This is a genomic window from Burkholderia sp. KJ006 (assembly GCF_000262695.1).
Classification (GTDB): Bacteria; Pseudomonadota; Gammaproteobacteria; order Burkholderiales; family Burkholderiaceae; genus Burkholderia; species Burkholderia vietnamiensis.
Genome location: NC_017922.1, coordinates 484,167 through 503,863 on the forward strand (window position 1 = coordinate 484,167; position 19,697 = coordinate 503,863).

Here is a 19,697-nt window from a genome sequence, read left to right on the forward strand (position 1 = left end):
GAGAACGACCTCACATATGGAGCATGCTATGACCGCCACGGTTGAAGAGCGCAAGGCCGCGAACAAGGCCCTGATCGACGAAGTGCTGAAGGCCTATCCGGAGAAGATGGCCAAGCGGCGCGCCAAGCATTTGGGTACCTTCGAGGAGGGCAAGCCAGACTGTGGCGTGAAATCCAACATCAAGTCGCTGCCCGGCGTGATGACGATCCGCGGCTGCGCGTATGCGGGCTCGAAGGGCGTCGTCTGGGGGCCGATCAAGGACATGATCCACATCAGCCACGGCCCGGTGGGCTGCGGCCAGTACTCGTGGGCGGCGCGCCGCAACTACTACATCGGCACCACCGGCATCGACACGTTCGTCACGATGCAGTTCACGTCCGACTTCCAGGAGAAGGACATCGTGTTCGGCGGCGACAAGAAGCTCGACAAGATCATCGACGAGATCCAGCAGCTGTTTCCGCTGAACAAGGGCATCTCCATCCAGAGCGAATGCCCGATCGGCCTGATCGGCGACGACATCGAGGCGGTGTCGAAGAAGAAGGCGACCGAATACGCCGGGCACACGATCGTACCGGTGCGCTGCGAAGGCTTTCGCGGCGTGTCGCAATCGCTCGGCCACCACCTCGCGAACGACGCGATCCGCGACTGGGTGTTCGACAAGACCGATCCCGACAAGCGCCCCGCGTTCGAATCGACGCCGTACGACGTCGCGATCATCGGCGACTACAACATCGGCGGCGACGCATGGTCGAGCCGCATCCTGCTCGAGGAAATCGGCCTGCGCGTGATCGCGCAGTGGTCGGGCGACGGCACGATCGCCGAGCTGGAGAACACGCCGAAGGCGAAGCTCAACGTGCTGCACTGCTACCGCTCGATGAACTACATCAGCCGGCACATGGAGGAGAAGTACGGGATTCCGTGGGTCGAGTACAACTTCTTCGGCCCGACGATGATCGAGAAGAGCCTGCGCGAGATCGCGAGCCACTTCGACGACACGATCAAGGCGAACGCCGAGAAGGTGATCGCGAAGTACCGCCCGCTGATGGATGCCGTGATCGCACGGTACAAGCCGCGGCTGCAGGGCAAGAAGGTGATGCTGTTCGTCGGCGGCCTGCGTCCGCGCCACGTGATCGGCGCATACGAGGATCTGGGGATGGAGGTGGTCGGCACCGGCTACGAGTTCGGCCACAACGACGACTACCAGCGCACGACGCACTACGTGAAGGACGGCACGCTGATCTACGACGACGTGACGGGCTACGAGTTCGAGCAGTTCGTCGAGCAGGTGCAGCCTGACCTCGTCGGTTCCGGGATCAAGGAAAAGTACGTGTTCCAGAAGATGGGCGTGCCGTTCCGGCAGATGCACAGCTGGGACTACTCGGGCCCGTACCACGGCTACGACGGCTTCGCGATCTTCGCGCGCGACATGGACATGGCGATTTCGAGCCCGGTCTGGAGCCTCGCGAAGGCGCCGTGGAAGAAGGCCGCCTGACCCCGCCCGCCGACGCTCGCTGCAGACCGCCGGCACCGCGCCCACCGCCCATTTGACGACTGAATCAGGAGTACGTGATGCCACAATCCGCCGACAAGATCCTCGATCACGAGTTGCTGTTCCGCGAACCCGAGTATCAGGAGATTTTCCGCACGAAGAAGGAGCAATTCGAGTTCAACCATCCCGACGAGGCGGTCAAGCAGATCGTCGAGTGGACCAAGACCGAGGACTACAAGCAAAAGAATTTCGCGCGCGATTCGCTGACCGTGAATCCCGCCAAGGCGTGCCAGCCGCTCGGCGCGGTGTACGTCGCGAACGGCTTTCACAAGACGCTGTCGTTCGTGCACGGCTCGCAGGGCTGCGTCGCGTATTACCGTTCGCACTTCTCGCGCCACTTCAAGGAGCCGACCTCGTGCGTCAGCTCGTCGATGACCGAGGATGCGGCGGTGTTCGGCGGCCTGAACAACATGATCGACGGCCTCGCGAACGCATACAACCTCTACAAGCCCGAGATGATCGCGGTGTCGACGACCTGCATGGCCGAGGTGATCGGCGACGATCTCGATGCGTTCATCAAGAACAGCAAGCAGAAGGGCAGCGTGCCGGAAGACTACGACGTGCCGTTCGCCCATACGCCGGCGTTCGTCGGCAGCCACGTCACCGGTTACGACAATTCGCTGCTCGGCATCCTCAAGCACTTCTGGGACGGCAAGGCCGGCAGCGCGGCGCCGCTCGTGCGCGTGCCCGACGACAGCGTGAACTTCATCGGCGGCTTCGACGGCTTCGTCGTCGGCAACATGGCCGAAATTCGCCGGATCTTCGCGCTGTTCGACGTGAAGGTCAACGTGATCTGCGATCCGTCCGAGACCTGGAACACGCCGACCGACGGCGAGTTCCGCATGTACGAGGGCGGCACGACGAAGGAAGAGGTCGAACGCGCGCTGCACGCGAAGGCGACCTTCGTGTTCCAGGAGTACTGCTGCGAGAAGACCAGCAAGTTCATCGCCGAGCACGGCCAGGAAGTCGTCGTGCTGAATGCGCCGGTCGGCGTGGCGGGCACCGATCATTTCCTGATGGAAATCTCGCGCGTCACCGGCAAGCCGATCCCGGCGGAGCTCGAGAAGGAGCGCGGCCAGCTGGTCGACGCGATGGCCGACAGCCAGGCGCACCTGCACGGCAAGCGCTACGCGTTGTACGGCGATCCGGACCAGATGCTCGGCTATACGCAGTTCCTGCTCGAACTCGGCGCGGAGCCCGCGCACGTGCTCGCGACCAACGGCAACGAGGCATGGGCGGCGAAGGTGCAGGCGATGTTCGACGCGTCGCCGTACGGCGCGGGCTGCAAGGTGTATCCGAAGCGCGACCTGTGGCACATGCGCTCGCTGCTGTTCACGGAGCCCGTGGATTTCCTGATCGGCAACACCTACGGCAAGTATCTCGAGCGCGACACGAAGACGCCGCTCGTGCGCATGGTGTTCCCGATCTTCGATCGCCACCACTACCACCGCTATCCGACCTGGGGCTACGCGGGCGCGCTGCGCACGCTGATCATGTTGCTGGACGAATTCTTCGAAGCGCTCGACGCGAACACGATGGTGCCGTCGAAGACCGACTACAGCTACGACATCATCCGTTGACACGGAGGCCGCGATGACGGAACGGGTACTCGTCAAGACGACGCAGGACGGCCGCAAGGTCGAGGTGATCGACGGCTGGGTCTGCCTCGCAGGCGTGCGCGAGACCGATCATCTGGTGCCGTTGGGCGAGCATCCGAACCGCCAGGCGATCGCCCGCACGGTGCGCGGCGCCACGCACGTGGCGGGGCGCCTGCCGCTCACGCACGACGAGGCCGCGATCGCGCAGGGCGCGCTGGCGGCCGCGCAGCGCGCGTTCGATGCGAGCCCGCAAGGGATCGCGCAGCGCATCCGGAAGGCCGTATGGGCGAAGACGGCAGCGGAGGGCGTCGAGTGAGCGCCGGCCGTTGCGATACGACGGCGTTACGACGTGGCGTCGCTCGGTCGCGGCGCGATCGGTCGGTCGGTCGGTCCAACAGGGTTTTACCTCGCGAAATTTGGCCCGCCGCCGGTATGGGGCTGCTTTTTTTCGGCGCGGCGATCGAGCGGCGCGCGTGACGAGGATTCGACGGCGTGCGCCGCGGCAGCGATCGGCCATCGCCGGGCCGCGATGCATGGCCCGACGCATGCGCCGTGGCCGCAGCGGCCGGATGGCGCCAGGAGGACGCGGTGATCTACGTGCTTGAACTGCCGGAAGCCGGCGCGCCGAACGCGTGGTTCGCGTACGACGACGCCGATTTTGCGCGCAAGGTGGCGGCGTCCGACCCGCTCGCGCGCGACGAAATCCACGACACGCTGACGGTGCGCGAGCTGCTCGGGTTCGACGGCGCCGAACCCGGCGTGGCGCTGCGCGCCGCGTATCCGGCGCTGTGCGCGCTCGGCGATGCCTATGGCTGGGACGCGACGCTCTACCGGGCCGACTACGTGCTCGGTCGCGGCGTCTGCGGCAACCAGCCGGTCACGCTGCGCGACGCGGCGGCGGCCGCGCTCGCCGCACGCGGCGCAGCCATCGTGTACTGGACCGACGACGACGCGCTCGCCGCATTCGAGGGCGGCGATCCGCGCGTGGCGGGCGAGCGAAACTGGCGGGCGAGACGGGCGCTGTACGAGCAGCTCGTCGCGCTCGACGTACTGGCCGACGACAACTGACCGGCGGCGCACGAACATGAAGAAACGGCGAACCGCACGAACTCCGGCCGATGCGTCGGCGAACGCTTTCGCGACCGGATACGGGAACGAGCGATCGCCCGCTCGCACCGGCGCTGCGCCTTACAGCGTTCGCCGCTCGAGCGCGACTCGCGCGTTGTCGGGTTCCGTTCAAAACCGTCCAAAGCGCGTCCGAATCCCGACAACGCGCGCGCCCCGTCAGACCGCATCGAACGGTGTTCATGGGGCTGAGCCGCATGGTATGGAATTTGCGGATATCCCGTTGCACGAACCTGAGAGGAACCCGTCATGTCCGCATCGCTGAAAGCCAAGATTGCCGAAGTGTTCGACGAACCGGGTTGCGACAAGAACCAGGACAAGAGCGAGAAGGCACGCAAGAAGGGCTGCACGAAACAGCTTTCGCCCGGCGCGGCGGCCGGCGGCTGCGCGTTCGACGGCGCGAAGATCGCGCTGCAGCCGATCGTCGACGTCGCGCATCTCGTGCACGGCCCGATCGCGTGCGAAGGCAACTCGTGGGACAACCGTCACTCGGCATCGTCGGGCTCGCAGCTGTACCGCACCGGCTTCACGACCGACATCAACGAGCTCGACGTCGTCTACGGCGGCGAGAAGCGGCTATTCCGAAGCGTGCGCGAAATCATCGAGAAGTACGATCCGCCCGCCGTGTTCGTCTACCAGACCTGCGTGACCGCGCTGATCGGCGACGACATCGAGGCCGTCTGCAAGCGCGCCACCGAGAAGTTCGGCAAGCCGGTGATTCCGGTCAACTCGCCCGGCTTCGCGGGGCCGAAGAACCTCGGCAACAAGCTCGGCGGCGAGGCGCTGCTCGACTACGTGATCGGCACGCGCGAGCCCGACTACACGACGCCCTACGACATCAACATCATCGGCGAATACAACCTGTCCGGCGAGCTGTGGCAGGTCAAGCCGCTGCTCGATGCGCTCGGCGTGCGCATCCTGTCGTGCATCTCCGGCGACGGCCGCTACGACGCGGTGGCGAGCGCGCATCGCGCGAAGGTCAACATGATGGTGTGCTCGAAGTCGATGATCAACATCGCGACGCGGATGCAGCAGCGCTATGGGATTCCGTATTTCGAGGGCTCGTTCTACGGGATCGGCGACATGAGCGATACGCTGCGGCAGATCGCGACGCTGCTCGTGCGGCAGGGCGCGCCGGACGACCTCGTCGAGCGCGCCGAGCGTCTGATCGCGAGCGAGGAAGCGCGCGCGTGGGCGCGCATCGCGCACTACAGGAAGCGCCTCGCCGGCAAGCGCGTGCTCCTGATCACGGGCGGCGTGAAGTCGTGGTCGGTGGTCGCCGCGCTGCAGGAGGCGGGGCTCGAGATCGTCGGCACCAGCGTCAAGAAGAGCACGAAGGAAGACAAGGAGAAGATCAAGGAGATCATGGGCGACGACGCGCACATGATCGACGACATGACGCCGCGCGAGATGTACGCGATGCTGCGCGACGCGAAGGCCGACATCATGCTGTCGGGCGGGCGCTCGCAGTTCGTCGCGTTGAAGGCCCGCATGCCGTGGCTCGACATCAACCAGGAGCGCCACCATCCGTACGGCGGCTACGAAGGGATGGTCGAGCTCGTGCACGAGATCGATCGCGCGATCTTCAACCCGGTGTGGCAGCAGGTGCGGATCCCCGCGCCGTGGGGCGACGACGGCGAGACGCTCGGCGCGGTGCGCGCCGGTGCCGCGGCCGCATCGGCACCGATTCCGCATGGCGTGCATGCGTGGGCGATGGGGCTCGAACCGGGCGTCGTCGCCTGAGCGGGCCGGGGAGAGCTGCGATGGCTGAAGTCGTCGATTCGAAAAAGGCTTGCGCGGTCAATCCGCTCAAGATGAGCCAGCCGCTCGGGGCGAGCTATGCGTTCATGGGCCTCGACGCGTGCATGCCGGTGATGCACGGCTCGCAGGGCTGCACGTCGTTCGGCCTGGTGCTGCTCGTGCGTCACTTCAAGGAGGCGATCCCGTTGCAGACGACCGCGATGAACGAGGTCACCACGATCCTCGGCGGCTACGAGAACATCGAGACGGCGCTGCTGAACATCCGCAAGCGCGCGGCGCCGAAGATCATCGCGATCTGCTCGACGGGGCTCACCGAAACCAAGGGCGACGACGTCGAAGGCTATCTGCGGACCGTACGCAAGCGCAAGCCGGAGCTCGACGATACCGAGATCGTCTACGTGTCGACGCCCGACTACGTCGGCGGCTTCGAGGACGGCTACCGGCTTGCGGTCGCCGCGATCGTGCGCGCGCTCGTGAAGCCGCTGCCGGCGAACGCGCGGCAGGTCACGCTGCTGCCGGGCAGCCACCTGTCGCCGGCCGACATCGACGAGCTGCGCGAGATCGTCGCGGCGTTCGGGCTCGACGCGATCGTGCTGCCGGACCTGTCCGGCTCGCTCGACGGCCACATCGCGCCGGACTGGCGCGGCACGACGCTCGGCGGCACGACGCTCGAGCAGATCCGGGCGGCGGGCGCGTCCGCGTTCACGATCGGCGTCGGCGAGCAGACGCGCATGGCGGCCGAGACGCTCCATGCGCTGACCGGCGCGCCGTTCGAGATCTTCGAGCGGCTCACCGGGCTCGCGCCGAACGACCGGCTGCTCGTGCGGCTCGCGCAGCTCGCCGGGCGGCCGGTGCCGGACAAGTATCGGCGGCAACGCAGCCAGTTGCTCGACGCGATGCTCGACGGCCACTTCTACACGGGCGGGATCAAGGTCGCACTCGGTGCGGAGCCGGACCTGCTGCTCGCGCTCGGCTGCCTGCTGCACGAGATGGGCGCGGAGCTGCGCTGCTGCGTCAGCACGACCGCGTCGGCCGCGCACGCGCTGCTGCCCGCGCCACACGTGCTGCTCGGCGATCTCGAGGACCTGGAGCAGCGTGCGGCGGATTGCGATCTGCTGATCACGCATTCACACGGCCGGCAGATGGCCGAGCGGCTCGGCAAGCCGCTGATGCGCGTCGGCTTCCCGGTGTTCGACCGGATCGGCAACGCGCACCGCTGCCAGGTCGGCTATCGCGGCACCATGAACCTGATCTTCGAGATCGCGAACCTGATGATCGAGCGGATTGCGCATCACGGCCCGGGCGACTGGCCGCTGCCGCCGCACGCGGTCGATCTCGCGGCGCGCGATCCCGCGCGCACATTGGACATTCCGATCGTCGCCCAACCGATATTCGACCAGGAGCACACCGCATGAAGATCGCCTTCGCGACCCAGGACAAAGAGCATGTCGACGCGCATTTCGGCTGGGCGAAAAGCATCGTCACGTACGACGTGCGGCCGGACGGGCACACCTTCGTCGAGTCGTTCGAGTTCGGCGGCAAGCTCGAGGAGGACGGCGACGAGGACAAGCTCGCCCCGAAGCTCGACGCGATCAGGGACTGCGCGATCCTGTACGTCGCCGCGATCGGCGGCTCGGGCGCGGCGCGCGTCGTCGCACTGAAGATCCATCCGATCAAGGTTCCGCAGCCCGAACCGATCGGCGAGATCCTGGTGAAGCTGCAGGAGGTGCTCAACGGCACGCCGCCGCCATGGCTGCGCAAGGCGCTCGCGAAGGACGGCGGGCGCACATTCGATTTCGACGAAGACGACGAGGTATCACATGGCTGACGCCACCATCGACACGACGCCCGACGCGGCCGCGGACGAAGCGCTGCTCGCGACGCCGTTCGTGCAGCAGCTGATCAAGCAGCTGCGTGCACAGGACCTGCACGGCACCTGGGAGAACCGCAGCGACCTGCAACTGCTGAAGCCGTTCATCCTGAGCGCGGACGAGCGGCGCGCGATTCCGATCATCGGCGACCCCGATCCGGAGACGCTGTGGCGGCTCGAGCTGTTCTACGCGGCGGTTGCGGTCGCGATCGAACGCGAGACGCGCCAGATGGTGTCGCCGATGATGAAGATGAGCCACGAGGGCTTCGGCCGGATGGTGCTGATCGCGGGGCGGCTCGTGGTCGTCAACAAGCAATTGCGCGACGTGCACCGCTTCGGCTTTCCGTCTCTGGAGAAGCTCGCGGCGGCGGGCGGCAAGTTCCTCGACGACGCGATCGAAATGATTCGCGCGTACCCGGCCGTCGCGCAGTACGGCGCGTGAGCGGCGCAACGCGGAGAAAATCGATGACCAACCAAGCCGACGAACTGAAAGCGCGCCTGAAGAAGCTCAATGCCCAGGCGACGCAGGCGAAGATGGATCTGCACGACCTGTCCGAGGAACTGCCGACCAACTGGGAGCAGATTCTCGCCGTCGCGCAGCGCTGTCACGACGCGCATGCCGCATTGATGGAAGCGCGCAAGGCGAGCGCCGCGTGACGCGAGGCACCCGACCATGAGCGAAACCTTCAACGTGAAACTGCCGAGCGGGGAGACCTGGACGCCGACGTTCGTGTCCACGCTCGATGAGGCCAAATGCATCGGCTGCGGCCGCTGCTTCAAGGTGTGTCCGCGCGGCGTGCTCGAGCTGGTCGGCGTCGACGAGGACGGCGAGCACGTCGCGCTCGACAGCGACAGCGACGATGACGACGAGTACGAGAAGAAGGTGATGACGATCGCGCACCGGCAGCTGTGCATCGGCTGCACCGCGTGCGCGAAGATCTGCCCGAAGAAGTGCTATACGCACGCGGCGGCGCAGGTTTGACGGGGCGAGCGGCGATGGACGTGCGCGCGATCCTGATGCGTTGTGCGCTCGACGCGCAGGATCCGACCGTGCTCGCGTTCGTCGGCCCGCTCGCGGTAGCGTTTGCACGCGGCGAGGCCGACGCCGCGACGATCGCCGGGCTCGACGCGACCGATACGCACCGCGTGCTGGATCGCTGGTTTCCGGGCGCACGGGCCGCACTCGCGGCATGCGCCGAGTCGCCCGGCGCTGCGCTGCCGCCGATGCACACGCAACCGCACACGCCGCGTGACGACGAGTTCGACGATCTGGTCGCGCTCTTCGTCGAGCACGCCGACTCCGATGCGGGCACGCGCGACGAAGCGCGCTGCGTCGCCCACGTGCTGGCGGCCGCCTGCGCGGGCGACAACCATTTGTGGCAGGACTTGCTGCTGCCGTCGCGCCGCGAGCTGTCCGCGCTGATCGGGCGGTGGTTTCCACGGCTCGCCGCGAAGAACACGCGCGACATGAAGTGGAAGAAGTTCTTTTACAAGCAGCTGTGCGAGCGCGAAGGACTGTTCGTCTGCAAGGCGCCGAGCTGCGGCGCGTGCGCCGATTACGCGCACTGCTTCGGACCGGAATAGCGGCGTTTCGCGCGATGTGGCGCGGAACCTGCTTCGTTTCGGACATCGTTATGTAGCGCGATATATAACCGACAAACCGAACAGGGAGCCGACACGCTCATGAACCCGAACCCGGGGGCCACGCCCCGCGCACGCTGGACGCCGTGTACACGCGCCTGCTATCGGACGCTGCAATGGCCGGCCGCGCCTTTTCCACATGAGCGGCGCGACGCCGTCGGGCCGACCGTATGCCCGACGCTGCCCGCTCCGCCGCACCGGCTGCTCGCGATCTGCACGGAAGCGGGCCTGCGCGATCTGGTGGCGTGCCACATGGCGCGCTTGAAGACGACGCCGCTGTTCGCACGCGCCGGCGACTGCTTCGATTGCATCGTCGAGCGCGTCGCGGACTTCGTCGTCGAATCGTGCGGCGGCCCGCTGTATTTCAGTCAGCGTCACGCGCGTCTGCAGGCGGGCGCCGGGCTGCCGCTGCTGCTCGACGAGGAGGGGCGGGAGCTGTGGCTCGTGCATTTGTGGCATGCATTCGACGACGTCGGCTTGCCGAGCGCGTTGCGCGCGGATTTCTGGCGCTGGGCGGAACCGCTGTCGGTGCAGCTGCTCGCGCCGCCTGCGCAGCCCGACCCGCCGGGCCGGGATCGCACCGGCGCGCGCTGATCATGCCGCGGCCGGCGATGCGCGCGCTCGAGCGCAGCACGCAGCGCGCGTCGCAATCGATGCGCGAGCACGACGAAGCGCTCGCGCGTCTCGCGCGGGTACGCGCGCATGCGGCAAGCCTCGCGCACGAGCTGCAGGCGGTCGAGCAGGTCATGCTCGACGGCGACTTGCTGTCGGCGATGCTGGTCGGCCGCCGCTTCGTCTACGTCGGCGGCCGGCCGGTGAGCAACGCGGTATTGCGCGCATGGTCGAGCGCGTCGGGCGGCGAATTCGTTCATCACGTGGCGCGGATCGACGACGACGGCGGCCCACGCGCGCAGCAGTTCGCGGCGCTGCTGCAACGCGCCGACGCGGTGCTGTGTCCGCTCGACACGATCGATCCGGACTCGCTCGCCGCGCTGCGCGCACACTGCGCGCGCCGTCGCGTGCGCTGGATCGCGCTGCGCACGTCGAGCGTCGCCAGCTTCATCGCCGGTGTGCTGAAGGCGCAGCGCATCTCGCGCGCGGCGCGTGCGGCGGCATGCGTGTGTCCGCGTCATGGATGACACCGGCGCTGCACGGCATTCGTGTCATGTCGGGAATCGGACATGTCGGTTTCGTTACGTTGCCCCGGTGTCTTTCTCAATGTCGAGAACGCGTGCGGCGACGAGCGCCGGGTTCGGTGGCCTGGCACGCTGCGCAGCGCCGATTTGTCGCGTGGCCGCATTGCTCCGCCCGCATCGGCAGCTGCTCGAGCCGGCCGCGCGTGACTTCGAACCTGCGCAGGGCGCTCGCGCGGCTCCCGGCGCGCCTCGGTCGGAGTTGAGGCTTTCCTGCGGGCCGACGCCTCGCGATGGAGGATGGCCTGCATCTTGCAACATCGGTGATGTAGCCGAGTTCATCACGAAAGGTGTCGCAAATGTCGGGTTTCCTACAACGCATCGACTGGCCGCCGCTGTTGCTGTCGCTGAAAGTCGCGAGCCTCGCGACGCTGCTCGCATCGATCGCCGGCATCGCGCTCGGCTGGCTTTTCGCGCGCCGTCGCTTTCCGGGGAGCGCGATCGTCGAAGCCGCCTGCATGTTGCCGCTGGTGTTGCCGCCGACCGTGATCGGCTACGGGATTCTGATCGTCGCGGGCCGGCGCAGCGCGCTCGGCAGCTGGCTCCATGAACAGTTCGGCTACACCTTCGTGTTCAACTGGCACGGCGCGGTGCTCGCGTCGACGATCGTCGCGCTGCCGCTGGTGCTGAAATCCGCAAGCGCCGCGTTCGCGGGCGTCGACCGCTCGCTCGAGGCGGTCGCGCGCACGCTGCGGCAGTCGCCATTCTCGACCTTCGTGCGCGTCACGCTGCCGCTCGCATGGCCGGCGATTCTGGCCGGCGCGCTGCTCGCGTTCGCGCGTGCGATGGGCGAGTTCGGCGCGACCTTGATGATCGCGGGCGACATCCCGCGCGAGACGCAGACGCTGTCGCTCGCGATTTACGACGCGATGCAGGATGGCCGCGACGGCACCGCGTTCTTCCTCGCGTGCGTCACGTCGGTGCTGTCCGTCGCGGTGCTCGTGTTGTCCAAGCGCTTTTTCACACTACGTTGAGCCGGAGAGGGATTCATGAAATCAATGATTCGATGCTTCGCGAGCCTGCTGTGCGTGCTCGCGCCCGTCGTCGCGCTCGCGCAGCAACTGACCGTGTCGGCCGCGGCCAGCATGACCGATGCGTTCAAGGAAATCGTGCCGCGCTTCGAAGCCGCGCATCCCGGCGTGACGGTGCGGATGAACTTCGGCGCATCGGGCACGCTGCTTCAGCAGATCCGCGTGGGCGCGCCGGTCGACGTATTCGTCAGCGCCGATGCGGCGACCGTCACGCACGGCATCGATGCGGGCATCTTCGACGGCGCGACGCAGCGCACGCTCGCGACGAACACGCTGGTGCTGGTCGTGCCGGCCGGCGACGCGTCGCCCGTGAAGTCGCTCGCCGCGCTAGCGGACCCGGCCGTGCGACGGATCGCGATCGGCAAGATCGCGACCGTGCCATGCGGCCGGTATACGCAGCAGGCGCTCGAGCGCGCGAAGCTGTGGGGCGCGCTCGGGCCGAAGATCGTGGAGTCCGACAGCGTGCGGCAGGTGCTCGACTACGTCGCGCGCGCCGAGGCCGACGCGGGCTTCGTCTATCGGACCGACGCGATGCTGATGCCCGATCGGGTCGCGGTCGTGCAGACGGTGGATGACCACGATCCCGTCGTTTATCCGGTCGTCGCCGTTCGCGCGAGCAGCGCGCCTGCGCTCGCGAAGGCGTTCATCGCGTATCTCTTCGGCCCGGACGCACAGGCGATCCTGAAGCGGTACGGCTTCACGCATGCGTGACGGAGCGCACCGGTGATCGACGTCGACTTCGATGTGGCGGTGTCGGACGGCACACGGCGTTTCGCGCTCGCGATGCGCTTCGCGTCCGACGCGCGCGTGATCGCGCTCTACGGGCCGTCGGGCGCCGGCAAGTCGTTGACGCTGCAGACCGTCGCCGGGCTGCTTGCGCCGCGACGAGGGCACGTGCGCGTCAACCGGCGCACGCTGTTCGACGCGGACTGCGGAATCGACGTGCCGCCCGAGCGGCGCGGCATCGGCTGCCTGTTCCAACATTACGCGCTGTTTCCGCATTTGTCGGTGCGCGAGAACGTCGCGTTCGGGCTGACCACGTGGTATCGACGCCGCTTGTCGATCGACGCGCGTGGGCGCGTCGACGAGCTGCTGGAGCGCTTCGGTCTCGCGTCGCTCGCCGGCAGCCGGACCGACGGGCTGTCGGGCGGGCAACGGCAGCGTGTCGCGCTGGCGCGCTCGCTCGCGTGCCAGCCCGGCCTGCTGTTGCTCGACGAGCCGTTTTCCGCGCTCGATCCACCGTTGCGACGCGACTTGCGACGCTATCTGGACGAGGTGCTCCGCGAGTGGCAGATCCCCGCGATGATGATCACGCACGACGTCGACGATGTGGTGGCGCTTGCCGACGTCGCGTTCGTGATCGAGCAGGGCCGGGCGGTGCGCGAGGTCGACGTGCAGCGCGGCGTGGCGACTTCGCTGGAACGTATGTGCGCGGACGCGCGCCCGCCGACGCCGCACGAACAGCGTGTGCGCGGCTTGCTGCGGGCGTCCGCGATCGACTGACGCGGCGGACGGATGCGAGAGACGAGTGGTACGCGCAACGATGCGACGCTGTTGATCGGCGAGCTGAAGCTCGCGGGCCGCCTCGATGGGCGGTTTTTCGCGCTCCTGGAAGCGATCGACAACACGGGCTCGATCAACCGTGCGGCGCGCGTCGCCGGTTACAGCTACAAGGGCGCGTGGCTGGTGCTCGAGAGCGCGTCGAATCTTGCGAGCCAGCCGTTGTTCACGACGGAGACGGGAGGCAAGGGCGGCGGCGGTACACGACTTACGCCGGCCGCACGGGAGTTGCTGTCTGCATGGCGGGTGCTGCAGGTGAGGACCCGACGGTTCCTGCGGGAACAGGAAGCATGGCTGGTTCAATCTCCGGCGCTGTCCGGATTACTCAGGAGAATCGCAGTGAAAACCACCGCTCGCAATCAGTTTTCGGGAACCATAGCTGCGGTCAGCGATGGACCGGTCACGACCCAGGTGACGTTGAAGATATCGGGCGATCAGGAGATCGTTGCGACGATGACCACGGCCGCGGCGAAGCGGCTCGGTCTCAAGATAGGGCAGGACGCGATCGCGCTGATCAAGTCGTCGGCCGTCGTGCTGGTCGCCGATTTCGCCGGCTACGTGCTGTCCGCGCGCAATCAGTTCAGCGGGTCGATCTCGCGGATCGAGCGCGGCGCGACGACGTCGCTCGTCGTCGTGACGCTGGCGGGTGGCGTGAACGTGACGTCGAGCGTCACGAACGACGCGGTCGATGCGTTGGGGCTTGTCGTGGGGCAGCCGGCGACGGCGGTGTTCAAGGCTTATTCGGTGATGGTGGCGGTGGCGGCGGCTTGAGGGGAGGCGGTTGGTTGATTGGCGGGTTTGTCCGATGATCGGCTTCATCGGCAATACGCGGCTCGAGTGGGCGCGTATTGCCGGGGGCGACGGGTGCGGCGCTTGCACCTGGGACCCCCGAGACCGAGGAGATGGATGCCTTCGGGCCGCTCGATACAAGCTCACGCCAGCGCTTGGCGAAGCGCTCGCGAAGGTCAGTACGCGCATATCGATCAGACGAACCAAAGCGACGTGTCGTTGTTGACGCGGCTCGCGAAGCGGTACGACGCGGTGATGACGGTCAAGGATGGGCGGCGGCTGCTCATGCAGATCGGGGCAGGTACGAGCGCGAGCGGTAAGCCGCTGCCGACGCTCGAGATCCGGAAGGCGACGGGGCGATTCGTACCGCTATCACGTGTCGCAGGGCGAAAGCGATACGTCGGTGCGTGCGCGCTGGCATACGTCAAAGAAGGGCAAGCAAGAATCCGTGATCGTCGGCGGTGAAAACAACCGCAGCACGAATCTGCTGCCGGACATCTACGGCTCGCGCGCTGAAGCGGAAGCGGCGGCCAAGGCTGAATACGCGCGCGCACAGCGCGGACAGGCAGCGTTCGATATGACGCTCGCGCTCGGCCGGGCCGACCTGTACCCGGAAATGACCGTGAACGCGAAGGGATTCAAACTGGATATCGATTCGACGCAGTGGCTCGCGAAACGTGTCGTGTCTCGTATCGATCGAAACGGCGGATTCACGTCATCGCTCGAAATTGATGGAGCGGCCCCACGTATCTGAGGACGCGAGGACTCTCTTAAAATCAGGGATAGTCTTGTGCCTATCAGTAAGCCTAGCTAGAGCCGCTTCAGATCGGGAAGCAGGCGATCGAATTCGCGTTTGACCACGCTGTAGCATTCACACACACGCTTTTCGAGCCCCGGCCGATCCAGCACCTCGATATGACCGTAGTTGTAGCGGATGAGGCCCGCGTCCTGCAGCTTCAATGCCGCTTCCGTCACGCCCGACCTGCGCACGCCCAGCATGTTGGCGATCAGCTCCTGCGTCATTCGCAGCTGGTTCGAAGGCAGGCGGTCGAGGCTGAGCAGCAGCCAGCGGCACAGCTGCTGATCGATCGAATGATGCCGGTTGCATACCGCGGTCTGAGCCATCTGCGTGATCAGCGCCTGGGTATAGCGCAACAGCAGGCGCTGCATTGAGTTGCCGCGCCGGAATTCTTCTTTCAGGATGCTCGCGTCGAGCCGATAGGCCAGCCCCGCGCTTTGCACGACGGCTCGACTCGGCGTCGTTTCGCCGCCCATGAACAGCGACACGCCGATCATGCCTTCATGGCCGACGATCGCGATTTCAGCGGACGAGCCGTCCTCCATCACATACAGCAGCGACACGATCGACGTGGTCGGAAAATAGACGTGATGAAGCTGGCCGCCCGACTCGTACAGGACTTTCCCCAACGGCATGTCGACGAGCGTCAGGTGTGGGGCGAGGTGGGCGCGCTCGTTTTCCGGCAGCGCGGCAAGCAGGTGATTTTCGGTAATGAGCGGGATGTCCTGCATGCGTGGCTCCTGCACGTGCGCCCGGCTGACGACGGAGAATCCGGCCGATGTGGGCGCAGCGGGAATCGGCGGAAGGGGCCAACCGTCATATCTTACCCATCCGATGACCGGACGGGTGGGTGGCGGCAATGTGTCCCTTTTCCCGATGAGTTCGGGATGACCGACCGTTCGAATTGCGAATCCACCTTCAAAAATTATAGTGCCGATACATGTCTCATCAAGGTGCGCGCAATCCCGCGCGCTCGATACGGAACCGATATCTCACGGCGCGATTGACGGGAAATCGCGGTCGCCGGGCCTGGACGGCGTCGACCGCGAAATGATGCGCCGCGATGATTCGCGTGCATCAGGGACCTTGCCGGACAAGCGCCAGGCACGAACACGCTTGCGCTTACTTGCATATCAGGCGGTCGAGTCCGGATTCGCCGCCGCGCCGCCGCGCCGGCGGATCGCCGCGTTGGCCACTCGTTCGCCTGGCTGGCTTTGAGCGCTACAGCGCCGTCAGCTTGGTTATCTTCGTTCCTTCCAGCGTCACACCCGCCATCAGCCCGCTGTTCGTCAGCACGAACGCTTCGATCGGCGCGGTCGCGGTGCTGGTGTCGGCATTGCCGTTCGCGCCGACTTTCAGTACTGCAACCGATGCGTCGCCGCCCACCGACCAGCCTTCGCTGTTACGGAACTGGTCAAGCACGTCCTGGGTTATGAACAGGAAAATGATGGCCTTCGATTGCGCGCCGATCTGCAGCCCGATCGAGCCGGTCGTGGTGCTGTAATACCCGACCGTGCTGCCGGCAACGCGCAGCGAGCCTTCACCGTACTGACCGCCGATCCAGAAGCCGGCCGCGATGACCGACGGGAACACCAGCACGCCACGCGCTTTGCCGACGAGTTCGCGCGAGCCTTTGGCGCTGGTGTAAAGACGTGCGAGGGTCGAGTCGACACCGGCATCGATGGTGTGGCGCTTGTCGACCTGGTGGCCGCTCGCGTCGGATTTTCCGGTCATCGTGCAACCTGAAACAACGAGGGAAATGGTAAGGATGGATCCCGGCGTGCCCCATAGGAATGTTCGTCGCAGCATCATCGCTATATGAACGCCTCCCGTTTGCGACGGTTTTTCGTGTGTTCCGACTGCGACAGGATGGGTCGCAGCTTTATACCCAGCAACTGGACCTTACCGCCCGTGCCGGTTTGCCTCGGCACCAGCCCGATCCACGCCGCAAACTCGCGCCCGGATCGGAACGTCTTCACATCGCTCATCGTTGCAACTGCTGCGGTCGCCGTCAGCGGCCCGACACCCGGTACCGCGGCAATTGCCCGGCACGACTTGTCCTCTCTCAGCCATGCCCGTAGACGCCGTTTGATTTCGGCAATCGGCTTATCGAGGTCCGTCAAGCCGTTCCACTGATCGCGCAGCGTGTCGATCAGTATCTTTGGCAGACGATCAACCAGTCGCGCGAGCACGCTCGGAACCGCCTTGTCTAGTGCGGCACGCCCCTTGCCCATCACTTCACCGTATTCAGTCAGCAAGCCGCGCAGGCTGCTGGTCTGCATCGTGCGAAACTTCACGAGTTGCTCACGCATCCGGTGCAACCCCAGCACCGCCTGCTGAATTTCCGTTCTCACTGCCACCGACCTGCCCGGCTGCTGCGCCGCCATCCAGATTGCTCGCGCATCAGCTGCATCGTTCTTGTTGCCCATCACGAATGCCTTGACGAACTTCCCCGGCATCGACTTCACCTGATGGCCCATCGCGATCAGCTTGCGAGCCCAATGTTGGGAACCGCCACACGCCTCCATTCCGATCAAGGACGGTGACCGGTTCGAAAAATGTTCGAGAAATCCCGCGCGCTTCACGGGTTTGTTCACGATCTCGCCCGTCTCCGCATCGCTGAAATGGAGCTGGATCACGTTCTTTGCGATGTCCGCACCAACTGTCGTAAGCTTCATCTCGGATGCTCCGGTATGCCTGTGAAGAATCTTTATGATCTTCCACCTTGGGCACTTTGATGCCGTCGGCCCGTGAGGGGCCACCTTCCTTCTTGGCTCCCCCCATTCACGGGTGGGAGGCGTTCATATCATTTCTCCTGGTTGTCCGTGGAGCTTCGACGCTATGCCAGGGCGGCTACGGACGCGGTGCGACCGCGTACAAAGGCGCGATATCCGTCTCGGCCGGTGTGGCGTTCGGCTTCGCAGCGCATGCGTCGTGTGCGGGTGAATGTCGGTCGATGTCGCGCAACCGGTGTGGCAACGTACGCAAAATCAAGTTGCGGAGATTCACGATGGCGGCCGGGACCTTCCTCCGGTTCGCCTCCGCAAGCGTCCTTCACCGTACAGACACGCAATCTCGTTGACAGGAGGATGTCTGCTGAAACCATCCATTCGTGCGTGATCCTTTCACGAACATCGACGTGCGTCACATCGGCGGCGAACGATTCCGTCATGCGTCTCCGGTCGATCGAACGAAGCGCCACACTCGAATGCGACTGGCAAGGAGAGCAACATGCGTGCATCTATCTATGTCTGTCTTGCGGCTATTGCAACCGTGCTTGCCGGATGCCTTTGGGCACCCGGCGACGGCTATCGCGGTGATCGAAACGGGGGGTATGGCGGCGCGTACGGCGACAGTTACGAAAGCGGATGGAACCGAGGCGGTACTTACCGCGACCACATGAATCATTCCCGGCATCCCGATGACCGGTGGCCGCATAGGGACGGGCAGCGGGAAGGATGGTAGGCGGGCTGCGGTCATCACATGTATACGGCCGGTCAGCGTGCGTTCGGCGCGCTTCATCATGACCGATTCGCGTCGTTTCGCGACGCTGGCGAACCTGATGCCCCATCGTTCACGTCCTGCCGGACTCGAGCAGGTTCTTCAGCGCCGCCATCTGTTCCTTCTGCATGTTCAGCAATTCAGTCCATTGCTCCTCGCGCAACCCGTCGAGCTTTTCATGGAGCAACATGATCTCGAGTTCGGCCTTCAGATTGATTTCGTAATCATGTTCGGCAGATACCCGGTCCTTGTATGACTGCCGGTTCTGGGCCATCAGGATAATGGGTGCCTGGATCGCTGCCAGCATCGAGAGAAACAGGTTGAGCAAGATATACGGGTAAGGATCGAAGGCCTTGCTGTACGTTGCCAGAATCAGCGAATTCAGGCTGACCCACACGACCATGACGACCATAAAGCACGTGATGAATATCCACGACCCGCCGAAGGCGGCAACGGCATCTGCCGCGCGCTGGCCGCGCGTTGCCGCTTCCTCCAGTTCTTTCGTGGAGTCTCTCGCTATGCGCTTTCGTTCCGAAACGAGACGTGCAACATTCTTCGCGCGTTCGTCCAATGATTCATAGGGTACGCCAAAGAATTTTTCGGCAAGCTCCGCAGGTTTATGCATGTTGCCCTCCGCGCGGTCGCGCAATCCGAACAGGATGGAATCGCAATAAGGTCACGGCAAAAGACTGGTTGCGCAGTAATCGCGAAGCAAAGAAACCGAGACAGGCCGAACAGCGGTCTCTCCCGGCTTCGTTGCCATCCGACCCAGCAGACAAAGCCCCGTGCGATTCCGCACCCTACCGGAATCGGAGCGGTATGAACAGGCTGACACCCGGTGACGACTGCGGGGCATAGACCACGGGTGGTGGCGCATACACCACGGGTGGTGGTGCATACACATAGTCCCGGTTGTCGTAGTAGTCGCCGCGACGGTAGTCATTGCCCGGATGTCGATAAACCTGCCGATTGCGGTGATCCCACTGATGCCCATGGTTCTGCCAATAACCGTCACCCATGCGATGTTGCTGTGGTTGGCTTTGGTAACGCTGATAGTCGTCATTCGCGCCATACTGCTGTTGGTTCTCGTAGTTGCCGTAGTCTGCGCCGAAAGCCGGTGCCATGGACATGCCGCCGATAGCCAAGACCAAGCCGACCGTCGTCATGATTCCGGTCGTCATCGAGCCTATGAACGCGGTGTGTACTTCTGGGATTTTCATGATGTTCCCCTGTCTGAGATCCGGAACCTGACGGCGGCGCCGGTCCGCTTCCTGCTGCGG

General features: G+C 65.3%; 22 protein-coding genes and 1 pseudogene. 18 read left to right on the forward strand and 5 right to left on the reverse strand.

The features are described from left to right. Positions 1-28: 28 nt before the first annotated feature. The 18 genes from nifD (at position 29) to MYA_RS32330 (ending at position 14,871) form a co-directional block, all read left to right on the forward strand. Positions 29-1,492 (forward strand): nitrogenase molybdenum-iron protein alpha chain, encoded by a 1,464-nt coding sequence (nifD, locus tag MYA_RS26315; protein ID WP_014725867.1) that lies wholly within the window; start codon positions 29-31, stop codon positions 1,490-1,492. Between the two features lie 77 nt (positions 1,493-1,569). Then, positions 1,570-3,129, forward strand: coding sequence for a nitrogenase molybdenum-iron protein subunit beta (gene nifK / locus MYA_RS26320; protein ID WP_011880148.1), 1,560 nt, complete (start codon positions 1,570-1,572; stop codon positions 3,127-3,129). A gap of 13 nt (positions 3,130-3,142) precedes the next feature. Then, the gene (locus tag MYA_RS26325) at positions 3,143-3,463 is read left to right on the forward strand and encodes a hypothetical protein (RefSeq protein ID WP_014725868.1); all 321 of its coding nucleotides are present in this window, start codon (positions 3,143-3,145) and stop codon (positions 3,461-3,463) included. 272 nt (positions 3,464-3,735) lie between these two features. Continuing rightward, complete coding sequence (locus tag MYA_RS26330; protein ID WP_041494445.1) at positions 3,736-4,215, forward strand: hypothetical protein; 480 nt, start codon at positions 3,736-3,738, stop codon at positions 4,213-4,215. Between the two features lie 306 nt (positions 4,216-4,521). Further along, positions 4,522-6,015 carry a nitrogenase iron-molybdenum cofactor biosynthesis protein NifE gene (gene nifE, locus MYA_RS26335; protein ID WP_014725870.1) on the forward strand — a complete coding sequence of 498 codons (1,494 nt, stop codon included), beginning with the start codon at positions 4,522-4,524 and terminating at the stop codon, positions 6,013-6,015. 20 nt (positions 6,016-6,035) lie between these two features. Beyond that, the gene (gene nifN / locus MYA_RS26340) at positions 6,036-7,448 is read left to right on the forward strand and encodes a nitrogenase iron-molybdenum cofactor biosynthesis protein NifN (protein ID WP_014725871.1); all 1,413 of its coding nucleotides are present in this window, start codon (positions 6,036-6,038) and stop codon (positions 7,446-7,448) included. Beyond that, complete coding sequence (gene nifX / locus MYA_RS26345) at positions 7,445-7,861, forward strand: nitrogen fixation protein NifX (RefSeq protein WP_011880153.1); 417 nt, start codon at positions 7,445-7,447, stop codon at positions 7,859-7,861. The genes nifN and nifX overlap by 4 nt, the downstream gene beginning before the upstream one ends. Continuing rightward, positions 7,854-8,345, forward strand: a complete 492-nt coding sequence (locus tag MYA_RS26350) for a NifX-associated nitrogen fixation protein (RefSeq protein WP_014725872.1) — start codon at positions 7,854-7,856, stop codon at positions 8,343-8,345. Before nifX ends, MYA_RS26350 begins: the two co-directional genes overlap by 8 nt. Positions 8,346-8,368: 23 nt before the next feature. Next, entirely contained in the window at positions 8,369-8,560 is a 192-nt protein-coding gene (locus MYA_RS26355) for a CCE_0567 family metalloprotein (RefSeq protein WP_011880155.1), read from the forward strand. 16 nt (positions 8,561-8,576) lie between these two features. Next, positions 8,577-8,885 carry a ferredoxin III, nif-specific gene (fdxB, locus tag MYA_RS26360; protein WP_011880156.1) on the forward strand — a complete coding sequence of 103 codons (309 nt, stop codon included), beginning with the start codon at positions 8,577-8,579 and terminating at the stop codon, positions 8,883-8,885. Between the two features lie 14 nt (positions 8,886-8,899). Next, positions 8,900-9,487, forward strand: coding sequence for a nitrogen fixation protein NifQ (locus MYA_RS26365; protein ID WP_014725873.1), 588 nt, complete (start codon positions 8,900-8,902; stop codon positions 9,485-9,487). Between the two features lie 99 nt (positions 9,488-9,586). Beyond that, complete coding sequence (locus MYA_RS28985; protein WP_014725874.1) at positions 9,587-10,138, forward strand: Truncated hemoglobin; 552 nt, start codon at positions 9,587-9,589, stop codon at positions 10,136-10,138. A gap of 2 nt (positions 10,139-10,140) precedes the next feature. Next, a complete protein-coding gene (locus tag MYA_RS26375) occupies positions 10,141-10,683 on the forward strand; it encodes a DUF2325 domain-containing protein (RefSeq protein ID WP_014725875.1) in 543 nt (180 codons plus the stop codon). Positions 10,684-11,036: 353 nt separating this feature from the next. Continuing rightward, positions 11,037-11,711 carry a molybdate ABC transporter permease subunit gene (modB, locus tag MYA_RS26380; protein WP_014725876.1) on the forward strand — a complete coding sequence of 225 codons (675 nt, stop codon included), beginning with the start codon at positions 11,037-11,039 and terminating at the stop codon, positions 11,709-11,711. Positions 11,712-11,726: 15 nt separating this feature from the next. Continuing rightward, entirely contained in the window at positions 11,727-12,479 is a 753-nt protein-coding gene (gene modA, locus MYA_RS26385; protein ID WP_014725877.1) for a molybdate ABC transporter substrate-binding protein, read from the forward strand. A gap of 12 nt (positions 12,480-12,491) precedes the next feature. Then, positions 12,492-13,271, forward strand: a complete 780-nt coding sequence (locus tag MYA_RS26390; RefSeq protein WP_014725878.1) for an ATP-binding cassette domain-containing protein — start codon at positions 12,492-12,494, stop codon at positions 13,269-13,271. A 12-nt stretch (positions 13,272-13,283) separates the two neighbouring features. Then, entirely contained in the window at positions 13,284-14,099 is an 816-nt protein-coding gene (locus MYA_RS26395) for a TOBE domain-containing protein (RefSeq protein ID WP_014725879.1), read from the forward strand. 394 nt (positions 14,100-14,493) lie between these two features. Further along, the gene (locus MYA_RS32330) at positions 14,494-14,871 is read left to right on the forward strand and encodes a hypothetical protein (protein ID WP_014725880.1); all 378 of its coding nucleotides are present in this window, start codon (positions 14,494-14,496) and stop codon (positions 14,869-14,871) included. A 56-nt stretch (positions 14,872-14,927) separates the two neighbouring features. On the opposite strand, the gene MYA_RS26405 is transcribed toward MYA_RS32330, so the two are convergent. The 5 genes and pseudogenes from MYA_RS26405 to MYA_RS30450 all read right to left on the reverse strand — a co-directional run bounded on the left by MYA_RS26405 (position 14,928) and on the right by MYA_RS30450 (position 19,637). Continuing rightward, on the reverse strand, positions 14,928-15,647 hold the full coding sequence (locus MYA_RS26405) for a Crp/Fnr family transcriptional regulator (protein ID WP_014725881.1): 720 nt from the start codon (positions 15,645-15,647) through the stop codon (positions 14,928-14,930). Between the two features lie 490 nt (positions 15,648-16,137). Beyond that, positions 16,138-16,725 (reverse strand): BPSL1445 family SYLF domain-containing lipoprotein, encoded by a 588-nt coding sequence (locus MYA_RS26410; RefSeq protein ID WP_041494447.1) that lies wholly within the window; start codon positions 16,723-16,725, stop codon positions 16,138-16,140. Between the two features lie 65 nt (positions 16,726-16,790). After that, positions 16,791-17,594: pseudogene (locus MYA_RS26415) on the reverse strand (IS110 family transposase); the annotation flags it as partial. Between the two features lie 896 nt (positions 17,595-18,490). After that, complete coding sequence (locus MYA_RS26420; RefSeq protein ID WP_014725884.1) at positions 18,491-19,042, reverse strand: DUF1003 domain-containing protein; 552 nt, start codon at positions 19,040-19,042, stop codon at positions 18,491-18,493. A 175-nt stretch (positions 19,043-19,217) separates the two neighbouring features. Beyond that, complete coding sequence (locus MYA_RS30450) at positions 19,218-19,637, reverse strand: hypothetical protein (RefSeq protein WP_193373731.1); 420 nt, start codon at positions 19,635-19,637, stop codon at positions 19,218-19,220. Positions 19,638-19,697: the final 60 nt, after the last annotated feature.

Coding starts and splice junctions, on each gene's coding strand:
- MYA_RS26395 (WP_014725879.1), top strand. CDS start 13,284: ATGCGAGAGACGAGTGGTACGCGCAACGATGCGACGCTGTTGATCGGC.
- MYA_RS26375 (WP_014725875.1), top strand. CDS start 10,141: ATGCCGCGGCCGGCGATGCGCGCGCTCGAGCGCAGCACGCAGCGCGCG.
- modA (WP_014725877.1), top strand. CDS start 11,727: ATGAAATCAATGATTCGATGCTTCGCGAGCCTGCTGTGCGTGCTCGCG.
- MYA_RS26350 (WP_014725872.1), top strand. CDS start 7,854: ATGGCTGACGCCACCATCGACACGACGCCCGACGCGGCCGCGGACGAA.
- nifD (WP_014725867.1), top strand. CDS start 29: ATGACCGCCACGGTTGAAGAGCGCAAGGCCGCGAACAAGGCCCTGATC.
- nifX (WP_011880153.1), top strand. CDS start 7,445: ATGAAGATCGCCTTCGCGACCCAGGACAAAGAGCATGTCGACGCGCAT.
- MYA_RS26405 (WP_014725881.1), bottom strand. CDS start 15,647: ATGCAGGACATCCCGCTCATTACCGAAAATCACCTGCTTGCCGCGCTG.
- MYA_RS26410 (WP_041494447.1), bottom strand. CDS start 16,725: ATGCTGCGACGAACATTCCTATGGGGCACGCCGGGATCCATCCTTACC.
- MYA_RS28985 (WP_014725874.1), top strand. CDS start 9,587: ATGAACCCGAACCCGGGGGCCACGCCCCGCGCACGCTGGACGCCGTGT.
- MYA_RS26365 (WP_014725873.1), top strand. CDS start 8,900: ATGGACGTGCGCGCGATCCTGATGCGTTGTGCGCTCGACGCGCAGGAT.
- fdxB (WP_011880156.1), top strand. CDS start 8,577: ATGAGCGAAACCTTCAACGTGAAACTGCCGAGCGGGGAGACCTGGACG.
- MYA_RS26325 (WP_014725868.1), top strand. CDS start 3,143: ATGACGGAACGGGTACTCGTCAAGACGACGCAGGACGGCCGCAAGGTC.
- nifN (WP_014725871.1), top strand. CDS start 6,036: ATGGCTGAAGTCGTCGATTCGAAAAAGGCTTGCGCGGTCAATCCGCTC.
- nifE (WP_014725870.1), top strand. CDS start 4,522: ATGTCCGCATCGCTGAAAGCCAAGATTGCCGAAGTGTTCGACGAACCG.
- MYA_RS26355 (WP_011880155.1), top strand. CDS start 8,369: ATGACCAACCAAGCCGACGAACTGAAAGCGCGCCTGAAGAAGCTCAAT.
- nifK (WP_011880148.1), top strand. CDS start 1,570: ATGCCACAATCCGCCGACAAGATCCTCGATCACGAGTTGCTGTTCCGC.
- modB (WP_014725876.1), top strand. CDS start 11,037: ATGTCGGGTTTCCTACAACGCATCGACTGGCCGCCGCTGTTGCTGTCG.
- MYA_RS30450 (WP_193373731.1), bottom strand. CDS start 19,637: ATGAAAATCCCAGAAGTACACACCGCGTTCATAGGCTCGATGACGACC.
- MYA_RS26420 (WP_014725884.1), bottom strand. CDS start 19,042: ATGCATAAACCTGCGGAGCTTGCCGAAAAATTCTTTGGCGTACCCTAT.